This window comes from Pseudomonas sp. LABIM340 (assembly GCF_040017195.2).
Taxonomy (GTDB): domain Bacteria; phylum Pseudomonadota; class Gammaproteobacteria; order Pseudomonadales; family Pseudomonadaceae; genus Pseudomonas.
On the sequence record NZ_CM200227.1, the window covers coordinates 3238267 to 3251117 of the forward strand.

Consider the following 12851-nt stretch of genomic DNA (forward strand, 5'->3'; position numbering starts at 1 on the left):
TGCGGGCCGGTGAGGCCTGTTCCAGACATGTCCGCATGTTTCAAAGGGTTGGCGGATTGGTTGCGTGAAATGTAATAATATTACAATTAACTCGCAATCGATCCCGCCCATGACCGCCGCACCGAGCCCCGCAACACCTTCAATCGCCAAGGCCGCCACCCGGCTCCATTCCATCGACGCCCTGCGCGGGCTGGTGATCCTCTTCATGCTGCTGGACCACGTCCGCGAGACGTTCTACCTGCATATGCAGGTGAGCGACCCGATGGATGTGACCCAGACCGACCCGGCGCTGTTCATCAGCCGCACCCTGGCGCACCTGTGCGCGCCGGTATTCGTCTTCCTCACCGGGCTTTCCGCCTTCCTCTATGGCGAGAAGCACGAAGGTCGCACGGCGGTCTCGGCCTTCCTGTTCAAGCGCGGGCTGTTCCTGGTGCTGCTGGAAGTCACCCTGGTGAACTTCGCCTGGACCTTCCAGTTCCCGCCTTCGGTCATCTACCTGCAGGTGATCTGGGCCATCGGCCTGAGCATGCTGGCGCTTTCCGCGCTGGTCTGGCTGCCGCGTGCCGCGCTGGCGGGGCTGGGCGTGGCACTGGTGGCCGGGCACAACCTGCTCGACGGCGTGCACTTCGCCGCCGGCCACTGGGCCCATGTGCCCTGGGCGGTGCTGCATGATCGCGGCTGGATCGAGGTGAGCGATGCGCTGCGCCTGCGCACGTCCTATCCGTTGCTGCCGTGGATCGGTGTGATCGCCCTGGGCTATGCGGCCGGGCCCTGGTTCGGTCGCGCGGCCGATGCCGCCCGGCGCACTCGCAACCTGCTGCTGGCGGCGGCCATCGCGCTCGGCGGTTTCATCGTCCTGCGCCTGAACAACGGCTACGGCGAGAAGCCCTGGGGCGATGGTGATACCGACCTGCAACTGCTGATGAGCTTCTTCAACATCACCAAGTACCCGCCGTCGTTGCTGTTCCTGGCACTGACCCTGGGCATCGGCCTGCTTCTGCTGGTGTTCTTCGAGCGCCGTGGGCAGGGTGCACTGGCGCGCTGGCTGGCGGTGTTCGGTGCAGCGCCGATGTTCTTCTACCTGCTGCACCTCTATGTGCTGAAGCTGCTCTATCTGGCCGCCGTGGCGATCTGGGGGCTGAACCACGGGCAGTACTTCGGCTTCGATTCGGTGTGGGCGGTCTGGGTTGGTGCGCTGCTGCTGATCGTCGCCCTGTACCCGCCGGTGCACTGGTTCGCCGGGCTCAAGGCCCGTCGTCGCGATATCGCCTGGCTGAAGTACCTGTGAGGCTGCGTGGTTCTGCCGTGCTGCTGGTGCTGTCCGCGCCGGCGTTCGGCGCGGCGCAGGAAGAGTCCGGCGGCTTCATCGAGGACAGCCGCTGGAGCCTGCTCAACCGCACCGTGTTCGACCAGCGCGAGTACCGCCATGGTGACCGCAACAGTGGCGCGCGCAATGCCTACAAACCGCGCAGCGAGCGCAACGGCTATGCGGAGGAGTGGGCCTACGGGTTGATGGGCAGCCTTCAGTCCGGCTTCACCCAGGGTAGCGTCGGAATAGGGCTGGATGCGCACCTCTATCAGGGCGTGCTGCTGGACAGCGGCGGTGGGCGTGCCGGCAAGGCCCGGCTGGTCGGCCTGGATAACGAAGGCCACCCCAAGGACAGCTTTGCTCGCGGCGGCGCAGCGTTGAAGGCGCGGATGTCTTCGACCACCCTTTGGTGGGGCGAGCAACGGGTAAAGACGCCGGTGTTCAGCTCGTCTGACAGCCGCCTGCTGCCGGAAACGGCCACCGGCTTCTTCCTCTCCAGCGAGGAGTTCTCCGGGCTGCGGCTGGTGGCCGGGCACTTCACCGAAAGCGCCGATCGCAACGCCTCCAGCCATGATCGCGGCTTCGTGGTGAACTACTCCAACGGCCGCCAGGGCGATGCTTTCGACCTCACGGGCTTCACCTACGCGCCAGCCAAGTCGGCAAGCCTGAGCCTGTTCACCTCGCGCTACGAGGACAGCTGGCGCCAGGACTACCTCGGCGGCACCTTCAGCCAGCCGCTGGGGCAGGGGCAGGACCTGTCGCTGAACCTCAACCTCTACCGCACCCGCGACACCGGGCAGGCGCTATCCGGTCGCATCGACAACACCACCTGGAGCCTGCTCGGTGGTTATGGCTTCGGCGCGCACCGGTTGAGCGTCGGTTACCAGCAGGTCGATGGCGATACGCCGTTCGACTATGTGACGCGCGGGGCGATCTTCCTCACCAATGCGGTGCAGCTGTCGGACTTCAATGCGCCCAATGAGCGCTCCTGGCAGTTGCGCTACGACCTGGACCTGGCGACCTTCGGCGTACCCGGGTTGTCGATGGCTGCGGCCTACGTGCGTGGCACGGACATCGATGGCAGCCATGTCGATCCGCGCGGCGGCTACGCGTACCTGGGCTACGGCGAGGGCGGCAAGCACTGGGAGCGCGACCTGATGCTGCAATATCGCGTGCCGGAAGGCCCGGCCAAGGGCTTGCGGCTGGTGCTGATGCACAACAGCCACCGTGCCAACGCTGCACAGGCGGAGCTCAATACCGATCAGCTGCGAGTCGCCGTGGAGTACCCGCTGGGCGGCGGTTTCTGATCAGAGCCCGCCGAGCAGGTCGTGAGAGTCGAGCAGGCGCCAGGCGATTTCCGGGTTCTTCTCCAGGCCCCGACGGATTGCGGCAGGAATGGCCTGGCGGGTCTTGCGGCAGAGGCCGGGCTGCTCGTCGAAGTCGAACTCGATGCCGCGCATGGTGCGTACTTCGTTGAAGCCGGGGGCAATGTGCAGGCGGATGCCGAGCTGCTCGTAGAGCTTGTGCTGCATGCGCTCCAGGTCCGCCAGGTCCTTGAGGTTCTCCAGGCGCTCCAGCAGGCGCTGCTCCTCGTGCCGGGTGAGCAGCAGGATGCGCAGGTCGGCGTTGGGAGTTTGCAGCAGGCGTTCCCGGTCGCAGTTGCAGGCGCCGGGCGGGCATTGCTGGCGGAGCGGGGGAGTGGCGGTCATGTCCCGATCATAGCGGGGGATCGGGAGTTTGCGCAGCGCTGCTTCGGTGAAAACCTGCCGGCTGAATGCAAGACTTCACATTCTGCCCAACGCCCCTCTCCCTGAAGGGAGAGGGGCCGAGTGGCGCGCCGGGCTTAATGCGCCGGCTTGCGAATGGTCTTGAGCAGGTCTTCCGGGCTGATCTGCCCGACGATGTTGCTCACGCCTTCGCTGCCCGGCTGCGGCAGGCCGAGGATGTGGCCCTTGATCTTGCCGATCACGTGCATCTCGCACGGCTTGCAGTCGAACTTCAGGGTCAGCACTTCGTCGCCGTGGATCAGCTGCATCGGCTGCACCTTGGTGCGCACGCCGGTGACGCCCTTGGCCTGCTTCGGGCACAGGTTGAAGGAGAAGCGCAGGCAGTGCTTGGTGATCATCACCGGCACTTCGCCGGTTTCCTCGTGGGCCTCGTAGGCCGCATCGATCAGCTGTACGCCGTGGCGGTGGTAAAACTCGCGGGCCTTCTCGTTGTAGACGTTGTAGAGGAAGGACAGGTGCGACTCCGGGTACACCGGCGGCGGGCTGGTTTCGGCCTTGCGGCCACCGCGCGGGTGGGCCTGCACGCGGGCTTCGGTCAGCGCTTCGATTGCCTCGCGGCGCAGCGACTTGAGCTGGGAGTTGGGGATGAAGAACGCCTGCGGGGCGTCCAGTTCGATCCGGTCGGCGTGATATTGGGTAGTGCCCAGCTGACCGAGCAGGTCGTGCAGCTGATCCAGCGCCTGTTCCGGCTTGTTGGCGGCGCCGAACGGGCCGTCCAGGGCGACGCTGGTGCTGACGCCTTCCTCGCTGGTGACGGTCAGTTCCAGGCGCTCTTCACGTAGCTTGGCGACCCACGACAGCCCGACGCGACGCTCGGCGGAGGTCTTCTGCAGCGCCTGCTGCCAGTTGTGGTCGAGGTTACGCGACAGCGGGTGGTTCGGGCGCAGACGGTAGAGGCCTTCGGGCATCTCGTTGGGCTCGACGCGGTAGCGGTAGCGCTTCTCGCCGTCTTCTTCGCCGTCTTCGGTAAAGACGCCTTTCAGCTCGGCGATGTTGGCGCGGAAGCCGACCACTTCGCGCTTCACCAGCACGTTGAGGCCGTCGCCGTTGGACAGCGGGTCCTTGGTCACCACCAGCAGGTCGCGATTGCCTACTTTCTCCACGGTGCCCACCGGCAGACCGGTGAAGGTCGGCGAGTCGAAGGCGCCAATGTCGATCTTGCGGTCGCTGACGAAGTAGTCGGTGCTGCCGCGGTGGAAGGTCTTGTCCGGGTCCGGCACGAAGAAGTGGTCGGTGCGGCCGCTGGAGGCGCGGGCCAGGTCCGGGCGCTCGGCGAGGATGCCGTCCAGGCGCTGGCGGTAATAGGCGGTGATGTTCTTCACGTAGCCCATGTCCTTGTAGCGCCCTTCGATCTTGAAGGAGCGCACGCCGGCGTCCACCAGGGCGCTGAGATTGGCGCTCTGGTTGTTGTCCTTCATCGACAGGAGGTGCTTCTCGAAGGCCACCACGCGGCCCTGGTCATCCTTCAGGGTGTAAGGCAGGCGGCAGGCCTGGGAGCAGTCGCCACGGTTGGCGCTGCGGCCGGTCTGGGCGTGGGAGATGTTGCACTGGCCGGAGAAGGCCACGCACAGCGCGCCGTGGATGAAGAACTCGATGGCGGCATCGGTCTCGTCGGCGATGGCGCGGATTTCCTTGAGGTTCAGCTCGCGGGCCAGCACCAGCTGGGAGAAGCCAGCCTGATCGAGGAACTTCGCCCGCTCCAGGGTACGGATGTCGGTCTGGGTGCTGGCGTGCAGCTCGATCGGCGGGATGTCCAGCTCCATGATCCCCAGGTCCTGCACGATCAGCGCATCGACGCCGGCGTCGTAGAGCTGGTGGATCAGCGCGCGCGCCGGCTCCAGCTCGTTGTCGTGGAGGATGGTGTTGATCGTGGTGAACACCCGCGCGTGGTAGCGGCGGGCGAACTCCACCAGCTGGGCGATATCGCTCACCTCGTTGCAGGCATTGTGCCGCGCGCCGAAGCTCGGGCCGCCGATGTAGACGGCGTCGGCGCCATGCAGGATGGCCTCGCGGGCGATATGCACATCGCGGGCAGGGCTGAGCAGTTCCAGATGGTGTTTGGGCAAGGACATGGTTTCTTCTTTATCAGGCGTGCTTATCAGGTGTGCTTTTCAGGTACGGCACGGGCAATCGCGCATTGTACCGGCCAAACGCCGTGCCGGCACCCGTGGCGTGCCGGGCGGCGTAACCCCTGGTCGCTCCGGCTGCCCCTGTAGCAGCGGGCCATGCCCGCGAACCGCGGACAACGTCCGAACCAACCGCCGCTCCGATCCTATCGGCTAACCCTTTGTAGGATGGCGTGGAGCGCAGCGATACCCATCGCCCCGTGCACCGGCAGCATGGGTATCGCTGCGCTCCACCCATCCGACGTGCGTGCCAGCGGACTGCGTCCGCGTTATGGCCAGTTCCTGCGGGTCGCACCGCCACCTCCGGCACTTCTGCAACGCCCCTGAAGATGCCCTTGCAGAACTGCAAAGTGACCCTGCAACCCTGTCTATTCCGCGCTTTGCGGGCATGGATCAAGATTCGTTCGTCCTTTCGGAACACCTCCCCCACTTTCAAGGAACCGAATCATGAACGCCAAGAAATCCCTGCTCGCCGCCTCCCTCGCCCTGGCCATCGGCAACGTCTTCGCCGCCGGCAACCCCACCGTCGAACACAACACCCAGGCCTTCCTCGAAGCCCTGGAAGCCGGCAAGGGCCAGCCGCTGGAAACCCTCTCGCCGAAAGACGCCCGTGCGGTGCTGACTGGCGCCCAGGCTTCGGTGAAGGTCGACCTTTCCGGCACCCAGGTCAGCGAGAAGACCGTGCAGACCGACGTCGGCCCGGTGAAGCTGACCATCGTCCGCCCGGCGGGCGTGAAGGGCACGCTGCCGGTGTTCATGTTCTTCCACGGTGGTGGCTGGGTGCTGGGTGACTACCCGACCCACGCCCGCCTGATCCACGACCTGGTGGTGAACTCCGGCGCGGTCGCTGTCTACGTCGACTACACCCCGTCCCCCGAGGCGCATTACCCGGTAGCGATCAACCAGGCCTACGCTGCCACCCGATGGGTCGCCGAGCACGGCAAGGAGATCAACGTCGACGGCCAGCGCCTGGCCGTGGCCGGCAACAGCGTCGGCGGCAACATGGCAGCGGTGGTCGCGCTGATGGCCAAGGACAAGGGCACGCCCAAGCTGCGCTTCCAGGCGCTGCTGTGGCCGGTGACCGACGCCAGCTTCGAGACCGGCTCGTACAACCAGTTCGCCCAGGGGCACTTCCTTACCAAGTCGATGATGCAGTGGTTCTGGGACAGCTACACCACTGACCCGAAACAGCGTGCCGAGATCTACGCATCGCCCCTGCGCGCCACCACCGACCAGCTCAAGGGCCTGCCGCCGACCCTGATCCAGACCGCCGAATCCGACGTGCTGCGAGACGAGGGCGAAGCCTACGGTCGCAAACTCGACGCCGCCGGTGTGGCTGTCACTTCCGTGCGCTACAACGGAATGATCCACGACTACGGTCTGCTCAACGTGGTCAGCAAGGTGCCGGCGGTACAGGCTGCCATGCGCCAGGCCGGCCAGGAACTGAAGGTCCACCTGCAGTAAGCCGCTTTTCCAACAAGCCGCTTTCCTCCCTCGCCGCAGGGCGGGGGAGGCCACTTCTCTGGAGGCCTTTTTGGAGGGAATCCCAATGAGCCAGCCCACGCCGCAAGAATCCGTCACCCTCATCATCCGCCACCGCGCCCGCCCCGACAGCGTCGCCGCCTACGAAGCCATCCTGCGCGAACTGACCCGCGCCGCCAGCGAGTTCCCCGGCCACCTGGGTGTGGATGTGATGCGCCAGGGCGACCATTTCACCTCCGTCCTGCGCTTCGCCAGCGCCAACGAACTGCAGGCGTGGCTCGACTCGTCGCAGCGCCATGAACTGATCGACCGCGCCAACCCGCACCTGATCGATGTCGAACAGAAGGAACTGCACACCGCCCACGAGTTCTGGTTCACCACCCCGGACAACCCCCAGAAGCAGCCGCCGCGCTGGAAGCAGGCGGCCATCTCCTACCTGGTGATCCTGCCGCTGGTGATGCTGGTGCCGCAGCTCTGGCGCCCGCTGTTCGCGCAGGCCCCGCTGCTGGGCGGCTTCGTCCCGGCCAACATGCTCATCGTCGCGACCATCGTCCTGCTGGTGGTCTACGTTTTCATGCCACGGGCCACGCGCCTGTTCTCCGCCTGGCTCAACGCCCGCTGATCGAAAGAGGAACATCGCCATGTACGCCGACCTGATCCTGACCAACGGCCGCTTCCACACCGTCGACCGCGAGAAACCTGAGGCCACCGCCGTGGCCATCGCCGACGGCAAGTTCATCGCCGTGGGCACGGAAGCCGAGGCCATGGCCTTCCGCGCTGGTGCCACCCGTGTCATCGACCTCAAGGGGCGCACGGCGATCCCCGGCCTCAACGACTCGCACCTGCACCTGATCCGGGGCGGGCTGAACTACAACCTCGAACTGCGCTGGGAAGGCGTGCCGTCCCTGGCCGACGCCCTGCGCCTGCTCAAGGAGCAGGCCCTGCGCACGCCGTCGCCGCAATGGGTGCGCGTGGTGGGCGGCTGGAACGAATTCCAGTTCGCCGAGAAGCGCATGCCGACCATCGAGGAGCTGAACCAGGCCGCGCCGGACACCCCCGTGTTCGTCCTGCACCTCTACGACCGCGCGCTGCTCAACCGTGCCGCACTGCGCGTCGTCGGCTACACGAAAGACACCCCGAACCCGCCCGGCGGCGAGATCGTCCGCGACAGCAAGGGCGAGCCCACCGGCATGCTGGTGGCGCGGCCCAACGCGATGATTCTCTACGCGACGCTGGCCAAGGGGCCGAAGCTGCCGTTCGACTACCAGGTCAACTCTACCCGCCAGTTCATGCGCGAGCTGAACCGCCTGGGTGTCACCAGCGCCATCGACGCCGGCGGCGGCTTCCAGAACTACCCGGACGACTACCAGGTGATCGAACAGCTGGAGAAAGACAACCAGCTCACCGTGCGCATTGCCTACAACCTGTTCACCCAGAAGCCCAAGGAAGAACTGGCCGACTTCAAGAACTGGACCAGCAGCGTCCAGTACGGACAGGGCAGCGACTTCCTGCGGCACAACGGCGCCGGCGAGATGCTGGTGTTCTCGGCCGCCGACTTCGAAGACTTCCTTGAACCGCGCCCCGACCTGCCCGGCAGCATGGAAGCCGAACTGGAGCCGGTGGTGCGCCACCTCGTCGAGCAGCGCTGGCCGTTCCGCCTGCACGCCACCTACGACGAATCCATCTCGCGGATGCTCGACGTGTTCGAGAAGGTCAATCGGGACATCCCGTTCAACGGCCTGCACTGGTTCTTCGACCACTGTGAAACCATCTCGCCGAAGAACATCGAGCGGGTGAGGGCGCTGGGCGGCGGCATCGCCATCCAGGACCGCATGGCCTTCCAGGGCGAATACTTCGTCGACCGCTACGGCAAGCAGGCCGCCGAGGCGACCCCGCCGATCAAGCGCATGCTGGCCGAAGGCGTGCCCGTGGGCGCCGGCACCGACGCCACCCGCGTGTCGAGCTACAACCCCTGGACCTCACTGTACTGGATGGTCAGCGGCAAGACCGTGGGCGGCATGGAGCTGTACCCGGAAGGGCTGTCCCGTAGCACCGCGCTGGAGCTGTACACCCACGGCAGCGCGTGGTTCTCCAACGAGCAGGGCCGGAAGGGGATGCTCAAGGCCGGGCAGATGGCTGACCTGGCGGTGCTCTCGGCAGACTACTTCAACGTGCCGGAGGAGGAGATCAAGGCCATCGAGTCAGTGCTGACCGTGGTGGACGGCCGCGTGGTGTTCGGCAGCGGCGACTTCGAACGCCAGGCGCCGACCGCCATTCCGGTACTGCCGGACTGGTCCCCGGTGGCCAAGGTTCCTGGCCACTGGCGCCCGCAGGCTCCGCTGCAGAACGCGGTGCACCAGTGCATCGGCTCCTGCGGGGTGCATGGCCACAGCCACGAACGCGCTCGCCAGTCGAGTGTGCCAGTGAGTGACTTCCAGGGCTTCTGGGGGGCTTTCGGCTGTTCCTGCTTCGCTTTCTGACCCAACCCATGGCTCGCTCCTTGTAGGAGCGGGCCATGCCCGCGACCTGCGGACAACGTCCGCACGGACAGCCCCGTTGATACCGCCGGCTAACGCGTTTGATCTGGCAGACTCCGTCCACGAAGTTTCTGCGCTCGCTCTGTCGCAGGCATGGCCAGCTCCTACAGGCTGACCATGCGCTTACCCTGATGCCCGCGATCTGCGGACAACGTCCGCGCTCAGAACCCCACCAACTGCCCCACGGCCTGCGCCTGCGGGTCATCGCTGCGGCTCACCAGCGCGTAGTTGTAGCCGCCCTGGCTCCAGTAGCGCGCCAGCAGGTCGCCATCCGTGCGTTGCCCCTGCGGCAACATCTCGTGGCGCGGGCCCGGCGGCCGGATGAAGAAGGTCAGCCGGCGACCCTGACCATCCTCGTAGATCACCAGCGCCGCTGCACCCTGTTCGGTTGCGAGCAACCGAGCGCCAACTGTCTTCAAGCCGACCTGCTCGAGCGCCGGCGGTGGCGGGGCATCTTTCAGGTAGCGAGCCAGCCAGCCGCGCAGGTCGCCGCCGTCACGCAGGTCCAGGCCGTTCTGGTTGGCATCGGCAAACAACCGGTAGGCCTGCACTGCGTCCTGCATCGGCACCATGCCGCGCATCATTGCGTCGCCGCGCATCTGCCAGCCGCCCATGCCACCGACGCCCAGCGCCACCAGCAGAGCCGCCGCCGTGGCCATCCGCGTGCGCCGGCGCTGCTGAATCTGCCGGCGAATCCGCGCCGGATCGAGCTGCTCCGGCAGCGCACCACGGGCCTGCCCGGCAAAGGCCGCACGCAGTTGCTGCGCATCCTGCCGCCAGCCTTCCACGCGGCGGGCGTCGTCGGGGTGGGCAGCGAGCCAGGCTTCCACCCACTGGCGGCGCGCCGGCTCCAGCTGGTCGTCGATGTAGGCGTGCAGATCCTGTTCCTGGGGAGTGCCGTCAGGGATGCGTTCGTTCATTTCAGTACCCGCAAAGAAGGAGTCGCCGCCTGTCCTTCGCTCAGCGCGCGCAGCGCCGTGCGGGCGCGCGACAGGCGGGACATGACGGTGCCCATGGGAATGTCCAGAGTCTCGGCTACCTCGCGGTAGCTCAGGCCTTCGACGCTGACCAGCGTCAGCAGCGCGCGCTGTTCGGCGGGCAGGCGCTCGAAGGCCTCCAGCGTCGAGCGTGCGCTGACGATGTCCTCCGGCGAGGCGCTCACCGCGCTGTCCGCACCGAACAGGCTGAGCAGGCGCGCATAGCGTTTCGCCCGGCGCTGCCCGTCGATGAAGTGCCGGTAGAGGATCGAGAACAGCCAGGCGCGCAGGTCGCCGTCGTCGCGACGGCCGGTCCAGGCCGACAGCGCCTTCTCCAGGGTCGCCTGGACCAGGTCGTCGGCGCTGCTCGCGCTGCGGGTCAGCGACAGCGCGAAGCGCCGCAGCCGGGGCAGCAGTTCGCGCAGTGAATGGTCGTCCAGTGAGTGCATCGGGGCGCCAGGAATGGGTGGGTTCGAGCGAGAAAGACGAACGCAGCGGCGATCTATTCCCTTCGCGAGGAAAAATAATTTATTCGCCCTCGGTGGGAATAACCCGTCGCACGGTGCGTCGTACCGGCTCAACGCATTCAGCCTAAGCCTGAGGAGCTGGAAATGACAGAAACACCGCCCACCGCACCCAACGTGCCCCTGCGCCTGGCCGCCATCGGCGCCGTGGTACTCGGCGTGGCCGCCGTCTTCGCCTACGTCGCCGGCTGGCTCGACCCGCAGCGGCTCACCCCGGCCAGCGTGATCAACACCCTGGAGCACAACGCCGGCGTCTACCCCGGCTACCGGCGCAACCACGCCAAGGGCCTGTGCGTGATCGGCCACTTCGACAGCAATGGCGGCGCGGCCAGTCTGTCCCGAGCCAGCCTGTTCTCCGTCGGTCGCGTGCCGGTGGTAGGGCGCCTCGCCATTCCCGGCGGCAACCCCAAGGCCAGCGACGGTGCCGCACCGATTCGCAGCCTGGCCCTGCGCTTCCAGCCTGCCGACGGCCAGGAATGGCGCACCGGCATGAACGCCATGCCGGTCTTCGTCGTGCGTGACGTCGCCAGCTTCTACGCCCTGCAACAGGCCACCGCGCCACAGCCGGGCACCGGCAAACCCGACCCGGAAAAGGCCGGCGCCTTCTTCAAGTCGCACCCCGAGACGCAGGCCTTCCTCAAATGGGCCAAGTCCTCGACGCCGTCCTCCAGCTACGCCAACAGCGCCTACTACAGCCTCAACGCCTTCTACCTGGTGAACAAGGAAGGCAAGGAACAGCCGGTGCGCTGGTCCGTGCAGCCCGAAGCGCCGGTCGAACCACTGGCCGCCGACAAGCGCGGCGACGCCGACTTCCTCGCCGCCGAACTGGCCCAGCGCATCGCCGCCGGCCCGCTGCGCTGGCGCCTGCAGTTCACCCTCGGCGAACCCGGCGACAGCACCGTCGACCCCACCCAGACCTGGCCCGAAAGCCGCCGCACCGTAGACGCCGGCGAACTGGTGATCGAGCGTCTGCAGCCGGAAATCGGCGGCGACTGCCGCGACGTCAACTACGACCCGCTGATCCTCCCCGACGGCATCCGCGCCTCCGACGACCCGCTGCTCAGCGCCCGCTCGGCGGCCTACTCGGAATCCTTCAACCGTCGTACCCGTGAGCAGGCCCAGGAGACCCACTGATGAAACCGACTTACTTCCCGCTCTCCCTGCGCGTGCTGCACTGGCTCATGGCCGTGCTGGTCCTCGCCATGCTGCTGATCGGCATGGGCATGGTCGCCAGCGTCTCACCGCGCCACGCCGCACTGGTCGCCATCCACAAACCGCTGGGCGCCGCGCTGCTGGTGCTCGTGCTGCTGCGCATCCTGGTGCGCCTGACCCAGCGCATCCCCGCACTGCCCAGCGACATGCCCGGCTGGCAACGCAGCGCCGCGCACCTCTCGCACCTGACGCTCTACGGCTTGCTGCTGGCCCAGCCGCTGGTGGGCTGGACCATGCAATCCGCCGGCGGCTACCCCGTGGTGCTCTGGGGCGGCTTCGAACTGCCCGCGCTGGTCTCGCCGTCGGTGCAACTGCACACCATTCTGCGCAGCGCCCACACCTTCATCGCCTACGCGCTACTGGCAGCCATCCTCCTGCACCTCGCCGCCGCGCTGTTCCACGGGCTCATCCGCCGCGACGAAGTCCTCCCGAGCATGACCGGCGCGCCCATGCCGCGTAGCTCCAGCGGGGAGCGGCCATGAAGCGCTTGCTCGCTGTCGCCTGCCTCTTCACCTCCTGCGCGGCCCTAGCCGCGCAGGAGGTTCCTCCGGTGCAGGACTATCACTACGGCCAGAAGCTCGACATCAAGCGCGTGGTGCAACAGCCGAACCTGGGGTTCTGCGGGATTCGCGAAGTGGAGATGACTTACGAAGACAGCGCCGGGGAGCGGCATACGCTGCGGTATCCGGTGTGGGGGCAAGGGTGTGGGAATGAGAATTGAGGCGATGATTGTGCTTAATGGTGTGTATTGTTTTGCGTATTATGGTGCGTAATACTGGTTGGGTAGCCAATCTGCATCTGACCACCACTGCACACGTCTGACCATCATCAGGGCCTTCATTTTCGGTGTGGCCGTTGAACGCTCCGGATGTGCTAAATCCACGGCGAACATTTGAG

12 protein-coding genes are annotated in these 12851 nt (G+C 66.5%); 8 read left to right on the plus strand and 4 right to left on the minus strand.

The features are described 5' to 3' along the window. Positions 1-109 precede the first annotated feature (109 nt). Both ABKS89_RS14950 and ABKS89_RS14955 read left to right on the plus strand, forming a co-directional pair. A complete protein-coding gene (locus ABKS89_RS14950) occupies positions 110-1288 on the plus strand; it encodes an acetyltransferase domain-containing protein (RefSeq protein WP_348590193.1) in 1179 nt (392 codons plus the stop codon). Beyond that, positions 1285-2616: an OprD family porin gene (locus ABKS89_RS14955; protein ID WP_348590192.1), complete on the plus strand. Its 1332-nt coding sequence runs from the start codon at positions 1285-1287 to the stop codon at positions 2614-2616. Before ABKS89_RS14950 ends, ABKS89_RS14955 begins: the two co-directional genes overlap by 4 nt. Here ABKS89_RS14955 and ABKS89_RS14960 read toward each other — a convergent pair whose 3' ends face one another. Next, the gene (locus ABKS89_RS14960) at positions 2617-3018 is read right to left on the minus strand and encodes a hypothetical protein (RefSeq protein WP_138215840.1); all 402 of its coding nucleotides are present in this window, start codon (positions 3016-3018) and stop codon (positions 2617-2619) included. Positions 3019-3152: 134 nt separating this feature from the next. Continuing rightward, complete coding sequence (locus ABKS89_RS14965; RefSeq protein ID WP_348590190.1) at positions 3153-5168, minus strand: peptidase U32 family protein; 2016 nt, start codon at positions 5166-5168, stop codon at positions 3153-3155. Between the two features lie 501 nt (positions 5169-5669). On the opposite strand from ABKS89_RS14965, the gene ABKS89_RS14970 reads away from it, so the two are divergent. The 3 genes from ABKS89_RS14970 (at position 5670) to ABKS89_RS14980 (ending at position 9184) form a co-directional block, all read left to right on the plus strand. Then, complete coding sequence (locus tag ABKS89_RS14970) at positions 5670-6686, plus strand: alpha/beta hydrolase (RefSeq protein ID WP_138215838.1); 1017 nt, start codon at positions 5670-5672, stop codon at positions 6684-6686. Between the two features lie 85 nt (positions 6687-6771). Beyond that, positions 6772-7326 carry an antibiotic biosynthesis monooxygenase gene (locus ABKS89_RS14975; protein WP_348590189.1) on the plus strand — a complete coding sequence of 185 codons (555 nt, stop codon included), beginning with the start codon at positions 6772-6774 and terminating at the stop codon, positions 7324-7326. A gap of 19 nt (positions 7327-7345) precedes the next feature. Then, the gene (locus ABKS89_RS14980) at positions 7346-9184 is read left to right on the plus strand and encodes an amidohydrolase (protein ID WP_348590188.1); all 1839 of its coding nucleotides are present in this window, start codon (positions 7346-7348) and stop codon (positions 9182-9184) included. A 218-nt stretch (positions 9185-9402) separates the two neighbouring features. Here the strand turns inward: ABKS89_RS14980 and ABKS89_RS14985 are convergent, their stop codons facing one another. After that, positions 9403-10161: an anti-sigma factor family protein gene (locus ABKS89_RS14985; RefSeq protein ID WP_348590187.1), complete on the minus strand. Its 759-nt coding sequence runs from the start codon at positions 10159-10161 to the stop codon at positions 9403-9405. Further along, positions 10158-10667 (minus strand): sigma-70 family RNA polymerase sigma factor, encoded by a 510-nt coding sequence (locus tag ABKS89_RS14990; protein ID WP_081519714.1) that lies wholly within the window; start codon positions 10665-10667, stop codon positions 10158-10160. Before ABKS89_RS14990 ends, ABKS89_RS14985 begins: the two co-directional genes overlap by 4 nt. Positions 10668-10829: 162 nt before the next feature. Here ABKS89_RS14990 and ABKS89_RS14995 point away from each other — a divergent pair, with 162 nt between their 5' ends. The 3 genes from ABKS89_RS14995 to ABKS89_RS15005 are packed head-to-tail and all read left to right on the plus strand — an operon-like array spanning position 10830 to position 12675. Further along, the gene (locus tag ABKS89_RS14995; protein ID WP_348590186.1) at positions 10830-11876 is read left to right on the plus strand and encodes a catalase family peroxidase; all 1047 of its coding nucleotides are present in this window, start codon (positions 10830-10832) and stop codon (positions 11874-11876) included. Next, entirely contained in the window at positions 11876-12436 is a 561-nt protein-coding gene (locus ABKS89_RS15000; protein ID WP_348590185.1) for a cytochrome b, read from the plus strand. Before ABKS89_RS14995 ends, ABKS89_RS15000 begins: the two co-directional genes overlap by 1 nt. Then, positions 12433-12675: a DUF2790 domain-containing protein gene (locus tag ABKS89_RS15005; RefSeq protein ID WP_348590184.1), complete on the plus strand. Its 243-nt coding sequence runs from the start codon at positions 12433-12435 to the stop codon at positions 12673-12675. The genes ABKS89_RS15000 and ABKS89_RS15005 overlap by 4 nt, the downstream gene beginning before the upstream one ends. Positions 12676-12851 lie beyond the last annotated feature (176 nt).

Bases quoted from the DNA above. Each gene is read 5' to 3' on its own strand.
- ABKS89_RS14985 (WP_348590187.1), bottom strand. From the start codon at position 10,161: ATGAACGAACGCATCCCTGACGGCACTCCCCAGGAACAGGATCTGCAC.
- ABKS89_RS14990 (WP_081519714.1), bottom strand. From the start codon at position 10,667: ATGCACTCACTGGACGACCATTCACTGCGCGAACTGCTGCCCCGGCTG.
- ABKS89_RS14975 (WP_348590189.1), top strand. From the start codon at position 6,772: ATGAGCCAGCCCACGCCGCAAGAATCCGTCACCCTCATCATCCGCCAC.
- ABKS89_RS14980 (WP_348590188.1), top strand. From the start codon at position 7,346: ATGTACGCCGACCTGATCCTGACCAACGGCCGCTTCCACACCGTCGAC.
- ABKS89_RS15000 (WP_348590185.1), top strand. From the start codon at position 11,876: ATGAAACCGACTTACTTCCCGCTCTCCCTGCGCGTGCTGCACTGGCTC.
- ABKS89_RS14965 (WP_348590190.1), bottom strand. From the start codon at position 5,168: ATGTCCTTGCCCAAACACCATCTGGAACTGCTCAGCCCTGCCCGCGAT.
- ABKS89_RS14995 (WP_348590186.1), top strand. From the start codon at position 10,830: ATGACAGAAACACCGCCCACCGCACCCAACGTGCCCCTGCGCCTGGCC.
- ABKS89_RS15005 (WP_348590184.1), top strand. From the start codon at position 12,433: ATGAAGCGCTTGCTCGCTGTCGCCTGCCTCTTCACCTCCTGCGCGGCC.
- ABKS89_RS14970 (WP_138215838.1), top strand. From the start codon at position 5,670: ATGAACGCCAAGAAATCCCTGCTCGCCGCCTCCCTCGCCCTGGCCATC.
- ABKS89_RS14950 (WP_348590193.1), top strand. From the start codon at position 110: ATGACCGCCGCACCGAGCCCCGCAACACCTTCAATCGCCAAGGCCGCC.
- ABKS89_RS14960 (WP_138215840.1), bottom strand. From the start codon at position 3,018: ATGACCGCCACTCCCCCGCTCCGCCAGCAATGCCCGCCCGGCGCCTGC.